Source organism: Bacillus sp. AFS088145, assembly GCF_002564465.1.
GTDB lineage: Bacteria > Bacillota > Bacilli > Bacillales > Bacillaceae_G > Gottfriedia.
In genome coordinates this window covers 173,424-196,786 of the sequence record NZ_NUUX01000013.1, presented here as the reverse complement: position 1 = coordinate 196,786, position 23,363 = coordinate 173,424, and the positions used below count along the sequence as shown (strand labels likewise).

Here is a 23,363-nt window from a genome sequence, read left to right as displayed (position 1 = left end):
GCTTCCAGTTGAGATTATACAAATGGAACGCTCAAACTCTTAATTATCAAGGGGTTGGGCTTTTTCTTTGTTTACTTTCAGTACTTATTAACTTACATTTAGTCAAAAATAAACAAAAAGACTCCAATCTCTAACGGAGTCTTTTATTTTTATCTTAATGTGGGAGTTTTTTTAATATTATTCTTTAAAATGGTTAGCTTGATTATGAAGTTCTTTCATAAACTCCTTGCCTGCAGCAGAAAAATATTGTTTTTTTAATCTTATGGCAAAATAGGATAATTTTGATTCTAACCCTACTACAGGCTTTACTATAATATCTTCATTTTGATAAAACGAATCAGATTGAATAATTAAGTTTGGCTCAAATCCTAGGGCTAATCCTTGCGAAATAAAATACTTTCTTGTTTCTGAGTTTTGAGATTGAACTAGTATATTTAGTTTGTTAAATTTTCCAAATATAGAATAAAAAGTTTTTTTGTCATGCTTATTAAATGCGATAGCAACCGGGTGTTCATGTAAATCTTCCATTGTAAGAAAGTTTTTACTAGCCAACTCTGAATCTTTTTTAAAGCAAATCATGACAGAGCTATCCAGTATATGCGTGGTCGTAAGAAGCTGGTTTTCTTCAAGTAATGAGGAAGGTGTAGCAAATAATCCGATATCCGCATCACCATTTAAGACATCTTTTCGGACTTGTGAGGGAAGTGATTCTTTAATATGAAGAGTTACTTTTGGGAACTTAGCTTTAAGCTCTGCTGATGTTTTAGGGATAATACTCCTACAAAGGTTTGAAACAGCAGAAATCGTTAAATGTCCTTCAATTTCCATATAATTACTTTTTGCTTCATGTTTAAATTCTTCTATACGATTTAATATATCTTGTGCCCTTGTGATCAAATTTTTTCCGGTTTCAGTCGGCTCAAGTCCAGTTCTAGAACGTTCAAATATCTTAACTCCTAGTTCTTCTTCTAAATTACTGATTGCTAGACTTATACCTGGAGATGATACAAAAAGTCTCTCTGCAGTATTTGCAATTGAACCTGTTTTAGCTATTTCAGTTATATATAAGAGTTGTTCGATTCGCATATTTTCCCCCTAGTACATTGATAACTTTTGAAAGTGCTTACATTTATTGGGACTAAAACGATCTATATCTACCCATTAATATTTTCTTAAGGTACCTTTAGTTTTTTAAACTTTAAAAAATTATAATATAAAATTACGATAAAAGTAAATATTCCTAATAATTAAAATTATTTGAAATATTTTGATGGAAGAAGAAAAGAGTAGAAAGGAGAGTCTATCAATAAAAATGGTATCGTTTACAAAGTTTAGGAGCGAGCAGCCAAAGAATGATTTTTTAAGTAATTGGAGCGATCTAATTAAAGTGAAGTTTATAAAAAACATAATTAGGGTAAGGTGATTAATTTGACATTAGCATTAGAGTCTATTCGCATTTTAGATTTAACAAGATTGTTGCCAGGACCCTTTAGCACAATGCTACTTGCTGATTATGGGGCAGAAGTTATCAAGATTGAAGACACAGACCTTGGTGATTATGCGAGGGTAATTAATCCGAAAATAGGCGGAGATAGTGCAATATTTCATTCGATAAATCGAAATAAAAAAAGTATATGCATTGATTTAAAAACAGAAAAAGGTAAAGAAATTTTCCTACAGCTTGTTGAGAAAGCGGATGTTGTTGTCGAATCATTTCGTCCAGGAGTTATGGATCGCCTTGGTATAGGTTACAGCGTATTAAAGAAAATTAACCCTCGTCTAATCTATTGTGCAGTCACTGGGTATGGGCAAACTGGGCCATATTCTAAAAAGCCTGGCCATGATTTAAATTTCATAAGTTATGCTGGGGTTCTTGAATATTTTGGAGTAAGTGATCGAAAGCCGATTGTACCATCCGTTCAAATAGCTGATATTGGTGGAGGTGCTCTCATGAGCACGATAGGAATTCTAATTGCTATATATGAAAGAGAACGCTCTGGTGTAGGCCAGTTTATTGATGTTTCAATGATGGACGGAGTGCTTTCTTGGTTACAAGTTCTTCTCCCAGCTTTTTTGGTAACGAAAGAACATCAAGTACGTGGTCAACATGATTTGTTTGGAAGGAAGGCAAATTATGAAGTTTACGAAACAAAGGATGGATTATACTTGTCAGTTGGAGCAACAGAATTAAAATTCTGGGAAGTATTTTGTACAAAAGTAGGAAGAGAAGACTTTTTTCAAAAAATAAACGCTCCAACTGAAGTTCAAGATTTCATGAAAGTAGAAATTCAATCTATTATTATTCAAAAAACAAGAAAAGAATGGATTGAAATCTTTGATGGGGTAGAAACTTGTGTTTCTCCAGTCAATAGACTTGAAGACTTAGAGGAAGATCCTCATGTAATTGAAAGAAACATGATTCAAATATATAAAGATGCAGAAGTTGGTGAAGTCAAACTAATTTCTCCGCCAATTAAATTATCAAAAACACCAGGATCTATACGTAAATTAGCACCTAAGTCAGGGGAACATACTAAGGAACTTTTACTAGAGATTGGTTATTCTGAAGAACAAATTGATGAACTAGCAAGTAAACACATTATAAAAAGAGAGATCGGAGTCTGTGAGTAAAACTGTTTAAGTAGATTAAAAGTTTGTTTAATTCATATGAATATCTCACTCCATCAGTACTTTCATTACACTTTGTGTCAGAAACTGTGTTCTTTAATCCAATATTAAAATAGCTGGGGGGAATTAGTTACATGAAAAAACCATGGTATGCCTTTTATCCTAAAAACATTCCGTTTGAAATCGAAATACCCTCATGTTCAATCTATCATTTTCTAGAACGTGCTGCTCAAGATTTTCCTAATCACACACTCATTATAGAGGAAGAAGTTAGTTTGACTTATTCTGAATTGAAACGGGCAGTTGATCATTTTGCAGCTGCTTTAAGTAGTCGTGGATTTATAAAGGGTGATCGTTTTGGGATTATGCTCTTTAACTGTAAAGAATATCTAATTGCTTACTTCGCTGTTCAAAGGTTAGGAGGTATCGTCGTTCAATTAAATCCAATGTATCAGCAGCATGAACTGAATTTTATGTTGGGGGATTCCGAACTAATTTGGATGCTTTGTGAGTGTAATCAAATCGAGAAATTAAGAAATACCAAGTATGGGGATAAGCTAGCAATCATTACCATTGATCAGACGGATAGTGAGGATCCATATTTATACGATTTAATTCAGGAAGAGAAGAAAGATCTCCCCTCATTAAATATCAATAGTAAAGAAGATATTGCAGTTCTCCAGTATACAGGTGGTACGACTGGAATACCAAAAGGAGTAATGCTTACACATTACAATATTGCATCGTCTATTCACCATACGTACCTCACTGATGATGGAGCTCTTAGGCGTCCAGGTGAACGATTTTTTGGTGTTTTTCCACTATTTCATTGTGCTGGAATGATGGTTATGATGTCAGCGATCTTTTATGCTGGAAGTTATATTCCAATCAAACATTTTCGTATAAATGAATCCCTCGAACTTATTCGAAAATATCGACCAACTCAACTTTCATTGCCTCCAACCGTTTTTATAGCTTTGCTTAATCATCCTGATTTTAAAGATGATGATTTAAGTTCTTTGAAAGCATGCAGATCAGGGGCTGCGCCACTTTCGCTAGAAGTGCTGCAAGCATTTGAAAAAAAATCGGGTGTGCGAATTTCTGAAACATACGGATTGACTGAATCGAATGCGATTACAATTCGTACCTTAATGAAAGGTGAAAGAAGAATAGGAAGTGTAGGGATACCCGTCCCAAATACAGATGTAAAGATAGTTGATTTAGAAACTGGTATGAATGAAATGCCTCTAGGAGAAACAGGTGAAATACTTTTAAAGGGTCCACAGATCATGAAGGGATATTGGAAAAATCCAGAAGAAACGTCTCGCGCTATACGAAATGGATGGCTGTATACCGGTGATACAGGGAGAATGGATGAAAATGGATTTTTGTATATTGTTGGAAGAAAAAAAGAAATGATTATAGCTGGTGGATATAATATTTATCCTAACGAGATTGATGAGATTCTGTATCAGCACCCTTCCGTTGCTGAGGCATGTACATTTGGAATTCCTGATACATATCGCGGTGAAACGGTTAAATCAGCAATTGTTGTAAAGGAAAATCATATGTTAACGGAAGAAGAAATTGTTTCATGGTGCACTGAACGATTAGCCAGATATAAAGTACCAAAACAAGTAGAATTTAGAAAACAATTACCTAAATCAGCAATTGGAAAGATTTTACGACGTGTGTTGGTTGAAGAGTATTTAGAACAAAAAAGAGTAAATGACCACTTACAAAGAAATTGATCATGACGAGATTTTTTAATTGATTACTAAATCGTCTTTTGATTTTTTACGATTCTTCTCATATTTTTGTTTTATTTTGGCTTTTTTTAAAGAATTGTTGCTTTTAGCTATTGTAACTTCTAAGACAGAAGTTGATTGGAACTAAAAGGGTGCTCGACTCCTGTGGGAAATGCGGGAAGGCGGAAGACCCTACAGGAGCGGACGCAACGAAGAAGCTAGCTCTCGCCCCACGGAAAGCGAGTATTTTGAAGTGGAAATCAACTTACACATACATACTGTAATAGCAACAATATTTACGCAAAGCCTTTATTTTTAACGACATTAATGAACAGCTTTTGTATTAGTAATGGAGGGAATTAATGATGACAAATACAACAATTACAACTAATCTAGTTAAATTTAATTTATTTAATACAAAAAGACCTTTTTATACGAATGAGCATGAAATGTTTCGAACTTCTCTACGTAAATTCATCGAAAAAGAGATTGTTCCGAACCTTGAAGAGTGGGAAGAAAATCAATACACTCCACGTGCATTATTTCATAAAATGGGTGAACAAGGTTTTCTTGCGCCTCAGGTTGATCCAAAGTATGGAGGGTTAGGCCTCGATTTCGGTTTTAATTTAATTCTTGGTGAAGAGGCTAATCGAATTGGTGGTGGGATTTGTGGAGCATCGATGCACAGCACGATTATAGTACCTTATCTTGAAGAATATGGAACTGAAGAACAAAAGGAAAAGTATTTACCTAAATTTGTAAGTGGTGAAATTCTTACTGGGGTTGCAATGACAGAACCAGGTACAGGATCGGATTTAGCTAGGATACGAACAACTGCAGTTCGAGATGGTGATCACTATATTATTAATGGACAGAAAACGTTTATTTCAAATGGAATTAACGCTGAATTGTTTTTTGTAGTCGTTAAAACAGATAAAAATGCAACACCAGCACATAAAGGTGTAAGTGTTGTCATAGTTGAAAAAGGTACAAAAGGGTTTTCAAATGGTCGTAAATTGAAAAAATTAGGACAACATTCATGGGATACGACTGAATTGATTTTTGAAGATGTTCGTGTACCTGTATCTAATTTACTTGGAGAAGAAGGAAAAGGCTTTAAGATTCTAATGAACAAATTGCAACAAGAGCGAATTAGTGCAGCGAATTCAGTCTGTATCGTTGCAGAAGAAATCTTAAAAACGACTATTGAATATGTGAAACAAAGACAAGCATTTGGAAAACCAATCAGTTCTTTCCAAAACACTCAGTTTGAAATTGCAGAAATGGCGACAGAACTTGCAATAGCTCGTAGCTATTTAGATGATTTAATTCCTCGTCATATGAAAGGAGAGAAGGTCGATACCCAAGTCTCTATGGCGAAATATTATATACCTGAAATGGCTAAAAAGATCGCAACACGTTGCTTGCAGCTTCACGGAGGATACGGGTTTATGGAAGAATACCCAATTGCTCGTCGCTATCGTGATCTTGCAGTTTCATCGATTGGTGGGGGAACATCTGAAATTATGAAAAATATCATTGCAAAGAATCTTGGTATGTAAATCGATTTTGAATGATTGTTTATATACACGTAATCGTTATGTTCTCGTTAATTTATGTAAGATTGATAGAAAGTAAGTAAATAATCCAAACGCGTAGAGTCTTAATGAATCTAATAGTGTTTGGATTTTTTGACTGCTTGTAAAAACTAGTAAGAATGAGATTCCAATTTCCAAATTATTTTAGAACCCAGTTACTGATGTACATTAATATTTATTTAACATACCTTTTAATTTCTAAACTATTAAAAACTAAACAATGAAACTATTATAAATATAAGGATTCTAATTATTTAGAATCTTTTTACAAAAAAACACAATAATGAAGGAGGGATAGATTTTGAGCAAAAAAGCAAAGATTATCGGCGTAAATATGGTACCGTTTACAAAACCTGGAATGCATGAACCTTATGAGGTTATGGCGGCCAAAGCAGTAAAAGGCGCTTTAGAAGATGCAGGTATTGACTATTCAGCAATACAACAGGCTTATGCAAGTTATATCTATGGAGACAGTACATGTGGACAAAGGGCACTATATAAAGTCGGAATGACGGGTATTCCAATTTTTAATATTAATAATAACTGTTCTTCTGGATCCAATGCATTGTTTTTAGCTAGACAAGCTGTCGAGTCAGGTACAGTTGAATGTGCTTTGGCATTCGGATTTGAAGAAATGCAGCCAGGTGCACTAAAATCTCACTGGGATGACCGAACACCTGCGACTGGTTGGTTACAAGAACGCGTTAAAGAACTTTGGCCTGAGGTTCCAGATGCACCGAATGCGATACGATTATTTGGATCAGCTGGTAAAGAGTATCTTGAAAAGTATGACGCAAATCCAGATATTTTTGCAAAAGTATCAGTGAAAACAAGGAGTCATGCAATTAAAAATCCTTATTCACTTTTTACAAAATCTCTGACGGTTGATGAAGTAATGAATGCACCAACATTGTTACCACATTTAACACGTCTAATGGCATGTCCTCCAACTTGTGGTGCAGCTGCAGCGATTGTTTGTAGCGATGAGTTTGCTAGAAAACATGGCATCTCTAACGCAGTCGAGATCGTGGCACAAGCTTTAACGACTGATACTAGCGAAAGTCATGACAATATCATAAATCTAGTTGGAGCAGATATGACTCGTCGTGCTGCTAAACAAGTTTATGAATTAGCGGGTATTGGTCCTGATGAAGTAGATGTATTAGAACTACATGATTGTTTCACTCCAAATGAGGTCATTACATATGAAAGTCTTGGTCTATGTGGGGAAGGTGAAGCTGAGAAGTTCATTAATGATCGAGCAAACACGTACGGTGGAAAAGTTGTCGTGAATCCTTCAGGTGGATTAATGTCGAAAGGACATCCAATTGGGGCAACTGGATTAGCACAATGTACCGAATTAGTTTGGCATCTTCGCGGACAAGCCCAAAAGCGTCAAGTTGAAAATGCAAGAATAGCACTTCAACATAATTTAGGACTTGGCGGAGCTTGTGTCGTTACGATGTATCGAATGGGTTAATTTACTAAATTAATTGAAATTACATTTTTTATATAAAACAATTGAGAGGGAGAAAATAAATGGTTAAATTATTGGAAAATCAAGTAGCAATTATTACAGGAGCAGGTCGAGGAATCGGACGTGATACGGCACTAATGTTTGCAGAACACGGTGCGCGAGTTGTTGTTGCAGATCGCGACGAAGAGCCAGCAGCAGAAGTAGCATCTTTAATTAAGGAAATCGGTAGTGATGCAATTGCATTTTGTGGAAATGTAACAGATCCAGCATTCCCTAAACAAGTAGTAGAGGCAGCAATTACTGCATTTGGCCGATTAGATATTTTAGTAAATAATGCAGGATATTGTATTGACGGTTTAATTCATAAAATGTCTGATGAAAATTTCCAAGCAATGTTAGATATTCACTTAATTGCTCCATTCCGATTAATTCGTGAGGCTTCACCATATATGCGTGACGTTGCTAAAAAAGAAATCGAGCAAGGAATTGTTCATCATCGAAAAATTATCAATGTTTCATCTGGTTCAGGGGTTAGAGGTAATATGGGACAAGCGAATTATTCCTCTGCAAAAGCTGGCGTAATGGGATTAACGAAAGTAGTTGCAAAGGAATGGGGCCAATTTAACGTAAATGCTAATGCTGTCGCATTTGGGTTTATTGATACTCGTCTTACTCGTCCAAAAGAAGAAGGTTTAATCGTTAATGGAGAAGCAGCGGGTATTCCTGAAAAAGTTCGTAATATGTTAATTAACAGTATTCCACAAAAACGTGTCGGAAGTGGTAGTGAAGCAGCAGCTAGTATTTTATTCCTTGCATCACCATTTTCTAATTATGTAAATGGACAAGTGCTTGGAGTTAACGGAGGGTCACTAACTTAATACTTTCTTGATAAAGGAAGATCATTATATTTTTGTATTAAAGTTAACTAAAACGTTAATTATTTTCTAAAAGAGGTGAATAAACTTGTCAAATGTGAAAGAGTTAATCGGGCTTGAGTTCGAGCCTTACAGCTTGGAAGTTGAAAAAGGAAAAATAAAAGAATTAGCAACAGCTCTAGATGATCATAACCCAATTTACTACGATGTAGAGGCAGCAAGAAAAGAAGGATTTGATGGGATCCCAGTACCACCTACTTTTTTACAAGTGATCGATTTATGGGGCGGATACGGTTCAGTTGAAAAGGTAGAAAAGTTGAAGTTAAACCTAGTTCGAGTTTTGCATGGACAACAATCATATGAATATCTTGGTGATATTTTAGCAGGAGATAAATTATTTGTAACAAGTAAAGTGGTAAATGCTGAGACAAAGAAAGGTAGTACAGGGGCAATGGATCTGATTACTTCTGAAAATCAATACACTAATCAACGCGGAGAACTAGTAGCTAAAGCGAAAAGCACTTTAGTGCATCGACATTAATTTGAAATGGAAAGGAGAAAGAATCATGTTTTTTGAGGATATTAATGAAGGATATGAATTCCCGGTACTGCAAAAGGATCCAATCACTCGGGTACAACTTGTAAGATTTGCAGGAGCTTCTGGTGATTTTCATCCACTGCATTTAGTTGAAGAGGTTGCTGACAAAGCAGGTATGAAAATTATTGCTCATGGCATGTTGATTATGGGGATGCTTTCTCAAGGAGTAACATCTTGGGTATCTAGGAAAAATATTAAGAAAATCCAAGTCCGCTTTAGCAAAATGACTTATCCTGGTGAATCGATTCAGATTGTAGGTAAAGTGCTAGAGAAAAAGACTGACAATACAGTGGTGGGCGAAGTGTTGGCAAAGAATAGTGAAGGCGAAGTAAAAGTTGCAGGAATATTTGAAGCCATACTACCATCTAGAATTTCCTAGTTTACTAGATGCTCCATATTAATTAAATATAAACATCGTCAGATTTTAACCTTACAATTTAAAAACATGATTTGGAGGGATCTAGATTGTCAACTACAACATCGAATCGCGAAATTTATGATTTATATAAGAGAGAAAGACCCTTTCTAACTCATGAACATGAGATGTTTCGTAATTCTCTTCAAAAGTTTCTTGAAAAGGAAGCAGTCCCACATATTGAGAAATGGGAAGCTGATCACTACACCCCAAAAGAATTTTATGAAAAATTGGGTGCACAAGGATTTCTTTGTCCGCAAGTCAAACCTGAATATGGTGGACTAGGACTGGATTTTGGTTTCAACTTAGTTTTAGCTGAAGAATTAAATCGTGTCGGAGTTGGAACATTAGCGAGCACGAGCAGTTCTATTATCGTCCCTTATTTAGAACGATATGGAACAGAAGAGCAAAAGCTAAAGTATTTGCCTCAATGCGTAAGTGGTGAAATGACAACTTCGGTTGCTATGACAGAACCAGGAATTGGTTCTGATTTGGCTAGTATGAGCACTACAGCAGTTCGAGATGGTGATTACTATATTCTTAATGGACAGAAAACATTTATTTCCAATGGAATCAATGCTGGTTTGTTCTTTGTTGCCGTTAAAACTGATCCAAAAGCAACTCCGGCTCGAAAAGGAATTAGTATCATCTTAGTGGAGTCTGAGACCCCTGGATTTTCTAGGGGACGAAAATTGAAAAAGCTTGGTCAGCATTCTACTGATACGATTGAACTAGTATTTGAAGATGCACATGTTCCAGTCGCTAATTTACTAGGTGAGGAAGGTAAAGGCTTCTACTATCTGATGGACAAATTACAACAAGAGCGTCTCTTAATTTCAATTGGTGCATTAGTTGTAGCTGAAGAAATGTTAAAGGCAACAATGAGTTATGTAAAAGAGAGACATGCATTTGGTAAACCAATTAGTTCGTTTCAGAACACTCAATTTGAGATGGTTGAAATGGCAACTGAATTATCATTAGCACAAACTTTCCTTGATGATTTAACAAACAAACATATTCAAGGTGAAAATATAGTTACACAGATCTCAATGGCAAAGTGGTTTATTACTGAAATGACTAGACGTATTTCTTCACGTTGCTTACAACTTCATGGAGGATACGGTTTTATGGAAGAATATCCTATTGCCCGTCGTTATCGAGATGTTGCGGTTATGCCAATTTATGGTGGTACAACTGAAATTATGAAAAACATAATCGCAAAAAATCTTGGATTGTAAATGACAAAGTAGATGAATTTGATGTAATGCAGGAATTTGGTTTTACAAGTTGGTACGGTTTATACAATCTATCAGTATTCCATATGAAACACGATCGGATCAAAGTAAATTTCAAATATGAGTAACCGTTTTAAGTAACTAGAATTTTTGGAAAACAAATTTTCATGTAAATTACTTAAGGCGGTTTCTTTATCAACTTTAATCGATACACATTTTGCCTTTTAGGGCAAAACAAGTATCTAATATAGAACGAATATCAAAAATTTTATTAACCGTGGGGATGAGAGTAATGAAATTCGAGACGAAAATCGGAAAATCTAGTGCAGATGCAATTTATGTACATGGTTACAATTTAACTGATGATTTAATAGGTGAAATTACTTTGGCAGACATGGCATTTTTAGGTGCACTTCATCGTCGACCTACATTTGAAGAGTCTAAAATGCTCAATGCATGTATGGTAGCTGTTTGCGAACATGGATTCACACCAAGTTCTATTTCGGCTCGTTTTACTTATCTAGGCGCACCAGAAGCAGTGCAGGCTGCAGTAGCTGCAGGATTACTTGGAGCAGGTTCAGTTTACCTTGGCGCAATGGAAAATACTGCACAAATGCTTCAAGAAGCTTGGCATACGTATGGTAACGACCAGGATATTACAAAGATTGCTAGAAATATTTTAGAATTTCGACAAGAAAAAAAGATACAGGTCTTTGGATTTGGTCATCCAATTCATAAGCCGATTGACCCACGTTCAATTAAGCTGTTTACTTTAGCTGAAGAACTAGGATTTAGTGGGAAACATACCGCTTTAATGAAAGAAATTCATCGTCAATTTTCTGACCAAAAAGGGAAACAAATTACACTAAATGCTGCCGGAGCAATTGGAGCAATTTTTTCGGATATGAATTTACATTACAGTGTTGTAAAATCATTTGCCGTCGCTGCACGGGCAGTTGGATTAATCGGTCATATCGTCGAAGAAATTGAGTCGGGTCGAAAAGAAAGCATGGCACAAAAGCTCTATGATCATATTGAAGAAAATACACTTTATTCAAACGGTATGGAAGTAAATTTAGAGAACTAGTTTTAGTGACCACTAGCTTTTCGTAAATTGACAATGTTTAGTAGGATACTTTATTAATATTTCAATTGTTTACATGAATCTAACAATGTAAAAAATAAATAATATCTAAGGCCATAGGTATTGTTTTCTAAATAAATGATTTAGGAGTAAACATAAAATGACTTTATTGAAAGTTGAAAAACAAGACCAAATCGCAATTGTAACAATCGATAATCCTCCAATGAATGCATTGAGCGCAGCTATGAAAGAAGCATTAAGAGAAGTTTTTTCTGACCTTAACGCTAATAATGAAGTGAATTTAATTATTTTGATTGGTGCAGGTAAAAAATCATTCATGGCTGGTGCAGACATTAAAGAATTACCGCAAAGAATTGGTAATCCAAATATTATACCTCAAACGATGAAAACTCATGAAATTTTTAATTTTATTGACTTCTCACCAAAGCCTACTATTGCAGTTTTAAATGGCTATACATTAGGTGGTGGGTTTGAACTAGCATTAACATGCGATCTTCGAATAGCTGAAGAACATGCAATTCTGGGAGTACCAGAAGTTAAGCTCGGTTTACTTCCAGGTGCAGGTGGAACACAAAGATTACCTAGATTAATAGGAGAGGCGAGAGCTAAGCAGTTACTTTTTACAGGTGATCATATTTCAGCGGAAGAAGCATTGAGAATTGGTTTGGTTAATCAAGTAGTACCAACAGGTGAGGGTTTGCAAACGGCACTACAATTGGCAAAAAAAATATGTAGCAATTCACTTTTGGCTTTGAAAAATATCAAAAAAGCGGTAGATGAAGGCAGTGAATTATCCTTTGATAAAGCGTTAGAAAGAGAAGCTGAATTGTTTCAAGACCTTTTCCTAAAGGAAGATGTAAAAGAAGGAGTTCAAGCGTTTTTAGAAAAAAGAAAACCACAATTTCAAGGTAGGTAATCGAACTAGATCAACCCCAACAATGAATAGACTATTTCAGCGAAATTGTAAAACTACTACTGAAACTAAACTGAAAATGGACGTGATGAAGATGAATTTTAAAGACAGTATTGCCATCGTTACTGGTGGTGCTTCAGGACTTGGTGAAGCTACTGTTAGAAACATAGTCGACAAAGGTGGTAAAGCGATTATTCTTGATTTAAATGATGATAGAGGGAAGAACTTAGTTGAAGAACTAGGAAATAATCATGTACTTTATGTAAAAACGAACGTAGCAGAAGAAGTGGATGTGAATACAGCAATAGATCAGGCGATCGAGAAATTCGGCAGAATTACAGCTGCCATAAATTGTGCTGGCATCAGCGGACCTCAAAAAACGTTTGGTAGAAAAGGTCCCTTTGATTTAGCTACTTTCTCAAATATTGTAAAAGTAAATTTGATTGGTACATTCAATGTTATACGCTTAGTAGCTGAAAAGATGAGCCAAAACGAACCGAATCAAAATGGTGAACGAGGTGTTATCATAAATACGTCTTCTGCAGCTGCATTTGAGGGACAAATTGGACAAGCTGCGTATAGTGCATCAAAAGGTGGAGTTGTTGGGATGACACTTCCGATTGCAAGAGACTTAGCTTCATATGGTATTCGAGTCGTAACAATTGCCCCCGGTTTATTTGAAACACCAATGCTTGGTAAAAGATCTGATGAAGCAAAAGATGCATTATGTTCTATGGTACCATTCCCTAAACGACTTGGACTACCAAGTGAATATGCACATTTAGTTCGATCAATTATCGAAAATCCTATGCTAAATGGTGAGGTAATTCGTTTAGACGGTGCTCTACGAATGCAACCAAAATAAAAGTGAGCACTTACTCAAAATAGAAGGAGGAGATTGCAAGGTGAATGGATTGATGGGGGATCAGAAATACACTGCAAAAAGTTATTTAAAAGAAGAGCATCTCGTTTTTAGAAAGTCACTTCGTAAATTTTTAGAAAAAGAAGCTCTCCCTTTTTATGAACAATGGGAGGAAAATAAAATTGTTCCAAAATCATTTTGGAAGAAGATGGGAGATATGGGTTATTTATGCCCATGGGCAGATGAAAAATATGGAGGTTTCAAAGCGGATTTCGGCTATTCAATTGTCATTCAAGAAGAATTATGTAAAGTCGGTTCCGGATTAGGTGGGCTGAACATCCACAATAATGTTATTATGCCATACATAGAAAGATACGGAACCAATGAGCAGAAAAAACGATGGTTTCCACGGGCTATTAGCGGTGATCTGATTTCTGCGATCGCCATGACAGAACCAGGAACAGGGTCAGATCTTGCTAAAGTAAAAACAAATGCAGTACGAAAAGGTAATCACTTTATTATTAATGGTGAAAAAACGTTTATTTCGAATGGCATTAATACAAACTTTGTCATAGTTGTTTGTAGAACAAATCCAAATGCAGAATCTCCACATAAAGGGATTAGTTTAATCGTTGTTGAAGAAGGGACTCCAGGTTTTTCAAAAGGAAAACAATTAAAAAAATTAGGTCAACATGCTTATGATACATCGGAACTTATTTTTGAAGACGCCGTTGTACCAGTTGAAAACTTAATCGGTGAAGAAAACAAAGGATTTTATCATTTGATGGAAAAACTACAACAAGAACGATTAATGGTTGCTGTGAGCTTTATTACATTTGCAGAAAGAATGCTAGAAATTACAATGAATTATGTAAAAGAGCGTACCGTATTCGGGCAACAGCTCAGTAAGTTTCAAAATACACAGTTTAGAATTGCTGAAATGGCGACTGAAATTCAACTTGGTCGTACGTTTGTTGATCAACTAATTGAAAAACATATAGCAGGTGAAAATATTGTTACTGAGGTTTCAATGTCAAAATGGTGGATAACCAATCTAGCAAAGAAAATAGCCCCTTTATGTCTACAATTGCATGGGGGATATGGTTTTATGGAAGAATATGAGATTGCAAGAATGTACAGGGATGTTGTCGCAGGATCAATATATGCTGGTTCTAACGAAATAATGAAAGGTATTATCGCCAAAAATTTAGGTTTATAAGTAGCTAGGAGTATGACAAATTAATAAAAATAAAATGGTAAATCATAGATTAATAACCGTTTAATAGAAGTAAGTGAATTTGTGTAAGCGTTTTATTGAGCACTGTACTTTCTATAGGGAGTTTAGTTTACTTGGAAAGGGCGAAGAAAATGAACATTTTAGTTTTAATGAAGCAAACATTTGACACGGAAGAAAAAATTGTGCTTCAGCATGGGACTATTATTGAAAGTGGAGTAAATTTCGTAATAAATCCTTATGATGAATACGGCATAGAGGAAGCAATCCGAATACGTGAAAAGTTTGGTGGTGAAGTAACTGTCATCACAGTCGGTCCGGAACGTTCAGAAAGTGCACTTCGTACGGCATTAGCAATGGGTGCGGACAAAGCGGTTTTAGTAGACAGTGAAGATTTTGATTTAGATGAATATAGTACAGCCAAAGTACTTGCAGAAGTTATTAAAGAATATGAGTTTGACATTATTATAGGAGGGAATGTTTCGATTGATAATGGATCGGGACAAGTAGGGCCACGAGTTGCAGAGGAGCTAGGTATCCCTCAAGTAACAACAATAACTAAAATTGACATTATGGGCAATGAAGCTTTAATTGAGCGTGATGTCGAAGGTGATACAGAAATTGTCCAAGTATCACTTCCTGTATTAGTCACAGCACAACAAGGTTTAAATGAACCACGTTATCCATCTTTACCGGGGATAATGAAAGCAAAAAAGAAGCCAATTGAACGGATTGCATTTGACGATTTATTTATCGCAGAAGATGTAGAAGTAAAAACATTTGTTACTGAGACGTTTTTTCCTATGGAAAAAAAGGATGGCCAAATCCTCAAAGGGCAAATCCGAGATCAAGTTAAAGATCTAGCTAACTTACTTCGCAGTGAAGTAAATGTAATCTAATCAGATAGGAGGAAACGTCTATGAAAAAAGTTCTTGTATTAACGGAAGCTAAAGCCGGGAAATTAAGAAGTGTTTCGCTAGAATTACTAACTGCTGCTATGCGAATTGCGGAAGGTGGAGAAATCATTGCGGCTGCTTTTGGCAGTAATTCAACAATACATGCGAAAGTATTAGGAAAATATGGAGCAAAAAAATTATATATTGTGGCGAATAAACAGTTAGATTTATATTCAACAGATGCCTATTTTCAAGCATTTAGCAAAGTGATTGAAGATGTACAGCCTGAAGTAATTTTATTACCTCATACAGCAATGGGAAAAGATCTGGCACCACGTATTGCTGCCTGTCATGGGCTTGGGCTTGTCTCAGATGTAATAGATGTGCAGATTGAATCTGGAGAACTAGTTTTTACGAGACCAATCTATTCAGGAAAAGCATTTGAAAAGAAAAAAGTAGTATATGGTGTTCCATTTGCAACAATTCGTCCAAATAATATTCAAGCTGAAGAAACAGGTGGCGGGGTTGAAATTGTAGATTTTACCGTCAAACTGAAAGATTTGCGCACAGTTATAAAAGAAGTTGTATGTAAAACGACAGGTGGTGTTGACCTGTCGGAAGCAAAAGTAATCGTAGCAGGTGGACGTGGTGTAAAATCGAAAGGTGGTTTCAAACAATTAGAGGAACTTGCCGATGTGCTTGGCGGGGCGGTTGGCGCATCTCGTGGTGCGTGCGATTCGGAGTACTGTGATTACGCTTTACAAATTGGTCAGACTGGAAAAGTGGTCACTCCTGATTTATACATTGCTTGTGGAATTTCTGGTGCAATTCAACATCTAGCTGGAATGTCTAACTCTAAAATGGTCGTAGCTATCAATAAAGATCCAGAGGCACCGATTTTTCAAGTAGCAGATTACGGTATTGTTGGAGATTTATTTGAGGTTGTGCCACTTTTAACTGAAGAATTCAAAAAAATATTGGGTTTATCTCTTATTAGCTAGGTCAGGTTATAAGTTAGAAAAACTAATTTTTTTATTTACTCTAAATACGTTAAGTTTATTCAGAATATTTGAAAAATAATCAGAAACTATACTGTAGCTAAATATTACTTTAATGATCGTTAAACTGGTGACTGTTACATGGGAAAATTAGAAAGGAGTAAGTTCAATGATTTTTGGAAAAGTACTTACATTATTAAGAAGTATTAATGATCATCGTGAATACATGTACAAGTTGTCAGAAGAGAAAGGTTTAATTGATCCTCAGGTTATTAAAATTAGTCAACAGTTAGATGAGAAAATCGTCATGTGGCAAAAGCTTAAATATGAGCTTCTTTCTGTGTCATCAAATGGAAATTCCAATACGTGAATAAGTTTACGTAAATTTTTATTTGAAATGAACGCGTTTTAAAAGATATGAGGAGGAAAAGATGGAAGTTACTAATACAGAAATTCAAAGAGTATTTCAGTTGCAAAAACAACATCAACATGTGATTAAGCAAACGACACCTGCGGAAAGAATAGAAAAATTAAATAAACTAAAAGCAACGATTCAAAGAGAAACTCCAGCTATTATAGAAGCTCTTCAACTAGATCTTGGAAAACCAGCTTTTGAAGTACTGACATCAGAGGTTATGAGTGTTATAAATGAAATCGATTTATTTGTCGAGAATTTAGAAAAATGGATGGAACCTATAGAAGCCCCAGCTCGAAATTTGGGAGCTAAAACTAAAATAATCTCTGAACCAAAAGGCCAATGTCTTATCTTTTCTGCTTGGAATTTTCCGTTCATGCTACTATTTTATCCATTAATACCAGCTATTGGGGCTGGAAACGTCTGTATCTTGAAACCTTCTGAATTAGCTCCCTCGACTAGCAAATTAGCTGTTAAAATTGTAAATGAATTATTCGACGAATCAGAGGTCGCTATTTTTGAAGGAGGAGTCGAACTTTCAAATGCTTTACTTGAGTTTCCGTTTAACCACATCCTTTTTACAGGAAGTACTAGTGTAGGGAAAGTAGTTATGAAAGCAGCTGCAAAACATCTTGCATCCGTTACATTAGAATTAGGCGGGAAATGTCCTGTTATTATTGATGAAGAAGTTGACTTGGAGAAAATTGTTCCAAGAATAGCTTTCGGTAAATTCGCAAATGCTGGACAAATATGCCTTGCCCCAGATCATATTTATGTGAAGGAAAACAAACTAGAAGAATTTGTAAGCTTTGTTGTGGACTATATTCAAACAAGCTACTTCGAGAACGGAGTACTTAATCAAGTTGACTTATCAAAAATTGTTAATGAGCGAAACGTAAATCGATTACAAGGATTGCTAGAGGATGCAATTTTTAGGGGAGCCAATGTTCGATGTGGTGGATTAGTAGAAGGAAGAACATTCTATCCTACTATTTTGACGAATGTTACACATGATGCCAAAATCATGCAAGAAGAGATCTTTGGACCGATTATGCCTGTCATAACTTATACAGATTTCAATGATGTAATTGAACAAATTAATTCAAGACCTAAACCATTAGCTTTATATGTATTTAGTGACAATCCAAATGTAGTAGAAAGTGTACTTTCAAGAACCACTTCTGGAGGAGTAACAGTTAATGATGTAATGAAACATATGGCAGAACCGAATCTACCATTTGGTGGAGTAAATGAAAGTGGCATAGGTAGATATACAGGGATTTATGGATTTAAGGAATTTTCTCATGAACGTGGAGTACTTTATCAGGCACAAGTAGGGACAAGCCCGATGGAGTCCTTTGCTAGAGCGCCATACAAAGGGAAACTTGAAGTACTAAGAAAAAATACTAAATAATGTATTAGTAATTTACGGATTATTCTTTAGTTCTGAAAGAAGTAAAAGATTCATTCTATACTTCAGACTGAATCAGGTTAAAGTATGGCAGCTGGCCGAACTTGGCCTGCTGCCGCTTCTAGTTTATGAAAATGTTTTAGAGAGTTGTTCAGAAAATTTAACTGTTTACTATGATCACTAGCATTTCGTGTAAACTAGTAAATTAATCAGTTTATTCTATTTTAGAGGTATTTCACCATATGCACTTAAAGAGATTTCTTCCTTTTTATTTCTCTCACCTAATACAGCAATACCGATTGAAATGAGAATACAGAAAAGGGAAACGATCAGCGTTAAGCTAAAAGGTTCTCCAAGAGCTACTAATGCTGTAATCGTCGTTAAGATAGGTAGGAGACCTCCAAATATACCAACAGTTTTAGCGTGTACTCTTTTAATTGCGGTGTAATATAAAATGAGAGCCAAAGCATTTCCAACTACACCATAGATTATATCAATCCACCAATTTGAAGCGGAAATGGCTGCCCAATTTAATTTATATCCATCCATCATTGCAAGAGGTAAAAATAAGATTAAACCGACTAAAGTTACAATCGTTGCTGTCGTAATCGGAGGTACATCTGCTGCAAATTTTTTCGAATAAACAACAAAAAATGATTGAGTGAGTACAGCCAGAAAGATAAATAGATTACCTAATAATGAGGTTTTCGGACTATGTCCTAGACTAATAAAGGATTGTAAAGTAACAGCTACAATCGCAAATAAGATAGACAAGATAGAATGTGCTTTAATACGTTCACGTAAAATGAAGAATGATAGGATTAAAATGACAGCAGGAGTAGAACTATTAATGATCCCGGTGGCGGTTGCACTAGTATGACTAATTCCAAAAAGTAAAAAAATGTTTAGTAAAATATTTATTAAAAACCCTTGAATAAGTAACTTACCATAATTGTTTTTTCCTAGTTTAATCCAATTCACTTTCTCTTTCTTCAATGAGAAGGGAAGTAAGAAAATAAAACCTGCAATAAAACTAATTTCAGTGAATAAAAAGATTGGTATTTGTTCAAGAGCAACTTGACTAATAACTAGTGGAACTGCATAGCAAAATTGAACTAATATAAGAAAAAAATATGCTTTTGCCATTAATACCCTCCATAGTTCAAAATGAGCATCTTAGATATTTGGGAAATCAATTAACTTTAATTGATTAAATTAATCATTTTAGCAGATCTCAAATTTAAATATTCTTGAACTTTTCGGCTAACAACTAGACCACTTTCAATTGCGCCGTCCATCATACCTGGCCAACCATTTGCATAATCGCAACCTGATAAGAAAACGCCTTGTTCTGGTCGTTGTAATTCAGCCATATAACGAGTTTTTTGATTACGTTTTTGCATGTTCCATGTCTGACCAGAGAATTCGTCTGCAACCCAGTCATGTCCAGTACATTCTAAAACTTCTGCTTCTGGAATCCATCGACGAACTTCATTCTGAATCGCAGGCAAGTCGTTTGGATTGATCCGAGAAGCGTCTGATCCAAATCCAACAATTATGCTGTCACCATCTAAATCATATTCATAATTACAAATATTTATTGGACTACCAGAAGGGGCATAGGCCGAAAATGGTTCATACTTCCCTCTAAGTTTTGCAAAAAATTTAATACCTTTACTTGTTTGCCCTTCAATTGCAGCCAGTTGCTTTAGTTTAGAAAGTGCTGGTTTAAATTCGATTTTATTTAAGATATTGATAGGCAGTGTGGTGATGACAGTTTTTGCCTTATACTCAACACTATCAACAGTATTTACCTTATATACATCACCTATTTGTTCAACGAGAGTTACAGTCTTATTAAACTGGATGTCCGCTGAGGAGTCAGATGCTATTGAGTCAATAAGCGATTTAGTGCCTTCGACCAATTTGAATTTAGCGATCGTTTCAAACAAAGTTTTTAAATCATGCATAGAAAGAGAATACCAATGAAGTAGTGTACTATATGCAGCAACATCCGTTGGACCATTAAAACACGCTTCTAAGAAATTCTTTAAATTGTCATACACTACTTTGTCAAGATTTAGTTCATCTAAACGATCATCTACAGATTGTTTATCAATTTCTTCCATAGTTGATGAAGTAAGCGGCAAGTAAGGAAGAGGGATATGCAAACGACTTTCTTCTAAAAAACTTGTTAGTGCATCACCTATCAGTTGAAAAAATTCAAGCTTTGTACCTTTTTTTAGCTTTCCATTTTCAAACCAATAAGCTACTTCCTGGGAAGGAGATGGGGTAAGTTCAAGACCGTAACGCATAATCTCTGTCCATACATGGGGCTGACTCCAGTGAACCCAAGTACCTCCTAATTCAAGATCTCTACCTAATCGCTTTTCAGTCCATGTTCGACCACCAATACGATCTCGTCCTTCAAGGATTAAGGTTTTAAAACCTCGATTGCTTAGTTCGCGAGAAGCTGTGATTCCTGCAAATCCTGCACCAATGATGATGACATCATATATTTCTTTGGAATCATTAACGATTTTGACCATTAGTATCATCCCATCTATCGAAAATTGACTGTACCTTTTTATTCAAAATAATCCCTCCATGTAAAATTAATCGTTTAATTTGAAAGTTGGAGCTACTACTTTTCTAAGTTGATTCATGATTCACTTTTAACTATTTTTCATCAATACAAATTCTATTTTTTTTAAAATGAATCACCTCGTATAGATTAATTTTCAAGTTATTCTTGAAATAATAGTCTTTGAGTTTCAGAATAAATGAATTAACTAAATTCTACATACAATTATCAAGTAAGTATAATTGGTAATAATCATACTTACTTGATAAAAAATCATCTAATTGGGGTATAGACAATGAATATAGAACAATTTACTCATATAGTCGAAGTTGCTAAAACGAAATCTTTTTATATGGCTTCACAAAATCTCTTTGTCACTCAATCAACTATTAGTCGATCCATCGCAAATTTAGAGAAAGAGTTAGGAATTAAATTATTTAGACGCTCTAGAAACGGTACAGTTATAACAGATGAAGGGGAATCTATTATCAAAAAGGCAAATGAAATATTAGTAAAAATTCAGGAGATAAAAGATGATGTTTATTCGAAGCACTCAGTATGGAACGAAGAATTAAGAATTTCAGCAAGTCCAAATATCGTCTCAACTCTCTTAACAAAAACGATCACTTTATTTAAGAATGATTTCCCACACGTAAAGATTAATATAATGGAAAAAAGTAACCAGGAAATAAGAGAAGAACTCAAGCAAAATAAAATTGATTTAGGGATAATTCCTTTCGTTTATCCTAAAATATGGATTGAAAATGATTTTATATTTGAAAAACTAATCATATCAAAATTGAAAATTATAGTGGGTAAACATTCACCATTTGCTAACAGTCGCTCAATTACACCATATGAATTAATTGACCAACCATTTGTGATCTATGATGATAATCGTGATTTATGTAAATCATTTATTAATGAGTTTAAAACAAACTACGTACCAATCAGTATCTTATTTACAACAAACAATTATGAAATTATATATAAGTCTGTTGCTAATGGACTAGCATTCAGTTTTATTTCAGAAATAGCATTAAAAAATAATCATTATGTTAAAAGCGGAGACATCATTCCGTTAGAAATAACTAGTTTCCCATCTTCATATAAAATTGGAATCGTTCGATCAAAAAGTAATCATTTTACTAAAACGGCTAAAACTTTTATGAAATATTTAAAGACAGAAGTCCAAAGTAAGGACTTTAAATAATTTTTTAGTTAATGATTGTACTTATTTTTAACACAGGTTAGTAATATAGTTAACTATTTTTTGTTAGTTTTGGTAAGAAGCGGATCTTTTTTTATTTAACTAATGGGGCAGGATTATTAATCATGCTAACGAATATAAAGAGGGTGTTATAAGTTCTTTATTTAGATAAATTGATAGTTGAGGATTAGATTTTATTAAGAAAGTAAGAATGGGAGGGATTATCATTGAAAAATAACTATGTACACCTATACATTGAAAAATATGTTGGGATTATTACATTAAGTCACCAAGAAGCAGGGAATGCAATTGATTTGCAAATGGCAAAGGAATTAATGGAGGTCGCAGTTTTTTGTTCAGAAAGCGAAAAAATACGGGCAGTCGTTCTGACGGGAGCTGGAAATAAGTTTTCAGTTGGTGGAGATTTAAAAAGTTTTGCGAATGAAGGGGACGAAATTGGCTCTCATCTGAAAATTGTAACAGGGTATTTTCATCAAGCTATTTCATATTTTGCTAGAATGAATAAACCAATGATTGCAGCAGTTAATGGAGTAGCAGCCGGTGGAGGAATGAGTCTAGCATGTGCTTGCGATCTAGTCTATGCTTCTGAGGATTCAAAATTTGTTACGGCTTATAACAAAATTGGTTTAACACCGGATGGAGCAGGAAGTTATTTCTTGCCACGTCTTGTCGGGGTAAGACGTGCTCTTGAATTATTGTATACCAATCGACCATTGGAAGCAAAAGAGGCTAAAGAATGGGGAATTGTAAATGATGTATTTTCGAACGATAAATTAATGCCTTTTGTCCTTGATTTAGCTGCAAAACTAGCAAATGGACCAATGAATGCGTTTGGAGTAACGAAGAAGTTACTTTATCACTCTCTTCAAGAAACGCTTGAGTCCCAAATGAGTATGGAGTCCTTAATGATTGTTGAGAGAGCAAGTAGTAATGAGGGAAAAGAAGGGATATCAGCTTTTCTGGAAAAACGCGAAGCTGATTATGTGAAAAAATAAAAACAAAAAGTTAGAAGCGGCAGATGCATTTGCTACTTCTTTTTGATAGAATTTCAAAGTATTTTCATTTTACTTTCATGAAAATACTATAGGGCAGTATAGTTTAATGAACAGCAAAAAAAGAATCTAAAATTGAAGATTCTTT

General features: G+C 35.0%; 21 protein-coding genes. 18 read left to right on the top strand and 3 right to left on the bottom strand.

Going from position 1 to position 23,363, the window contains the following annotated elements:
- Positions 1 to 177 precede the first annotated feature (177 nt).
- The gene (locus COI44_RS09115; RefSeq protein WP_098427656.1) at positions 178 to 1,086 is read right to left on the bottom strand and encodes a LysR family transcriptional regulator; all 909 of its coding nucleotides are present in this window, start codon (positions 1,084 to 1,086) and stop codon (positions 178 to 180) included.
- Between the two features lie 342 nt (positions 1,087 to 1,428).
- Here COI44_RS09115 and COI44_RS09110 point away from each other — a divergent pair, with 342 nt between their 5' ends.
- The 16 genes from COI44_RS09110 (at position 1,429) to COI44_RS09035 (ending at position 18,411) form a co-directional block, all read left to right on the top strand.
- Positions 1,429 to 2,631, top strand: a complete 1,203-nt coding sequence (locus tag COI44_RS09110; protein WP_098427655.1) for a CaiB/BaiF CoA transferase family protein — start codon at positions 1,429 to 1,431, stop codon at positions 2,629 to 2,631.
- Between the two features lie 131 nt (positions 2,632 to 2,762).
- Positions 2,763 to 4,379: a long-chain-fatty-acid--CoA ligase gene (locus tag COI44_RS09105; RefSeq protein WP_098427654.1), complete on the top strand. Its 1,617-nt coding sequence runs from the start codon at positions 2,763 to 2,765 to the stop codon at positions 4,377 to 4,379.
- Positions 4,380 to 4,738: 359 nt separating this feature from the next.
- Positions 4,739 to 5,938 carry an acyl-CoA dehydrogenase family protein gene (locus COI44_RS09100; RefSeq protein ID WP_098427653.1) on the top strand — a complete coding sequence of 400 codons (1,200 nt, stop codon included), beginning with the start codon at positions 4,739 to 4,741 and terminating at the stop codon, positions 5,936 to 5,938.
- 337 nt (positions 5,939 to 6,275) lie between these two features.
- Positions 6,276 to 7,454, top strand: coding sequence for a lipid-transfer protein (locus COI44_RS09095; RefSeq protein ID WP_098427652.1), 1,179 nt, complete (start codon positions 6,276 to 6,278; stop codon positions 7,452 to 7,454).
- Positions 7,455 to 7,513: 59 nt separating this feature from the next.
- Positions 7,514 to 8,329 (top strand): SDR family NAD(P)-dependent oxidoreductase, encoded by an 816-nt coding sequence (locus tag COI44_RS09090; protein WP_098427651.1) that lies wholly within the window; start codon positions 7,514 to 7,516, stop codon positions 8,327 to 8,329.
- Positions 8,330 to 8,423: 94 nt separating this feature from the next.
- A complete protein-coding gene (locus COI44_RS09085; RefSeq protein WP_286163865.1) occupies positions 8,424 to 8,867 on the top strand; it encodes a MaoC family dehydratase N-terminal domain-containing protein in 444 nt (147 codons plus the stop codon).
- 25 nt (positions 8,868 to 8,892) lie between these two features.
- Positions 8,893 to 9,303, top strand: a complete 411-nt coding sequence (locus COI44_RS09080) for a MaoC/PaaZ C-terminal domain-containing protein (RefSeq protein WP_098427649.1) — start codon at positions 8,893 to 8,895, stop codon at positions 9,301 to 9,303.
- Between the two features lie 86 nt (positions 9,304 to 9,389).
- The gene (locus COI44_RS09075; RefSeq protein WP_286163839.1) at positions 9,390 to 10,577 is read left to right on the top strand and encodes an acyl-CoA dehydrogenase family protein; all 1,188 of its coding nucleotides are present in this window, start codon (positions 9,390 to 9,392) and stop codon (positions 10,575 to 10,577) included.
- Positions 10,578 to 10,866: 289 nt separating this feature from the next.
- A complete protein-coding gene (locus tag COI44_RS09070) occupies positions 10,867 to 11,661 on the top strand; it encodes a citryl-CoA lyase (RefSeq protein WP_098427648.1) in 795 nt (264 codons plus the stop codon).
- A gap of 157 nt (positions 11,662 to 11,818) precedes the next feature.
- The gene (locus tag COI44_RS09065; protein WP_098427647.1) at positions 11,819 to 12,595 is read left to right on the top strand and encodes an enoyl-CoA hydratase/isomerase family protein; all 777 of its coding nucleotides are present in this window, start codon (positions 11,819 to 11,821) and stop codon (positions 12,593 to 12,595) included.
- Positions 12,596 to 12,686: 91 nt separating this feature from the next.
- Positions 12,687 to 13,457: a 3-hydroxyacyl-CoA dehydrogenase gene (locus COI44_RS09060; protein ID WP_098427646.1), complete on the top strand. Its 771-nt coding sequence runs from the start codon at positions 12,687 to 12,689 to the stop codon at positions 13,455 to 13,457.
- Between the two features lie 52 nt (positions 13,458 to 13,509).
- Positions 13,510 to 14,673, top strand: coding sequence for an acyl-CoA dehydrogenase family protein (locus COI44_RS09055; protein WP_098427948.1), 1,164 nt, complete (start codon positions 13,510 to 13,512; stop codon positions 14,671 to 14,673).
- A gap of 149 nt (positions 14,674 to 14,822) precedes the next feature.
- Positions 14,823 to 15,587 carry an electron transfer flavoprotein subunit beta/FixA family protein gene (locus COI44_RS09050; protein ID WP_098427947.1) on the top strand — a complete coding sequence of 255 codons (765 nt, stop codon included), beginning with the start codon at positions 14,823 to 14,825 and terminating at the stop codon, positions 15,585 to 15,587.
- 20 nt (positions 15,588 to 15,607) lie between these two features.
- The gene (locus COI44_RS09045) at positions 15,608 to 16,585 is read left to right on the top strand and encodes an electron transfer flavoprotein subunit alpha/FixB family protein (protein WP_098427645.1); all 978 of its coding nucleotides are present in this window, start codon (positions 15,608 to 15,610) and stop codon (positions 16,583 to 16,585) included.
- A gap of 166 nt (positions 16,586 to 16,751) precedes the next feature.
- Positions 16,752 to 16,952 carry an aspartyl-phosphate phosphatase Spo0E family protein gene (locus COI44_RS09040; RefSeq protein ID WP_098427644.1) on the top strand — a complete coding sequence of 67 codons (201 nt, stop codon included), beginning with the start codon at positions 16,752 to 16,754 and terminating at the stop codon, positions 16,950 to 16,952.
- Between the two features lie 61 nt (positions 16,953 to 17,013).
- A complete protein-coding gene (locus COI44_RS09035; RefSeq protein ID WP_098427643.1) occupies positions 17,014 to 18,411 on the top strand; it encodes an aldehyde dehydrogenase family protein in 1,398 nt (465 codons plus the stop codon).
- A 216-nt stretch (positions 18,412 to 18,627) separates the two neighbouring features.
- Here COI44_RS09035 and COI44_RS09030 read toward each other — a convergent pair whose 3' ends face one another.
- The gene (locus COI44_RS09030) at positions 18,628 to 19,554 is read right to left on the bottom strand and encodes a DMT family transporter (protein WP_098427642.1); all 927 of its coding nucleotides are present in this window, start codon (positions 19,552 to 19,554) and stop codon (positions 18,628 to 18,630) included.
- A 56-nt stretch (positions 19,555 to 19,610) separates the two neighbouring features.
- Complete coding sequence (locus tag COI44_RS09025; protein ID WP_179887059.1) at positions 19,611 to 20,957, bottom strand: flavin monoamine oxidase family protein; 1,347 nt, start codon at positions 20,955 to 20,957, stop codon at positions 19,611 to 19,613.
- Positions 20,958 to 21,287: 330 nt separating this feature from the next.
- On the opposite strand from COI44_RS09025, the gene COI44_RS09020 reads away from it, so the two are divergent.
- Together COI44_RS09020 and COI44_RS09015 are read left to right on the top strand one after the other, a co-directional pair.
- Complete coding sequence (locus tag COI44_RS09020) at positions 21,288 to 22,205, top strand: LysR family transcriptional regulator (protein WP_098427640.1); 918 nt, start codon at positions 21,288 to 21,290, stop codon at positions 22,203 to 22,205.
- 224 nt (positions 22,206 to 22,429) lie between these two features.
- Positions 22,430 to 23,218, top strand: a complete 789-nt coding sequence (locus COI44_RS09015; protein ID WP_098427639.1) for an enoyl-CoA hydratase/isomerase family protein — start codon at positions 22,430 to 22,432, stop codon at positions 23,216 to 23,218.
- Positions 23,219 to 23,363: the final 145 nt, after the last annotated feature.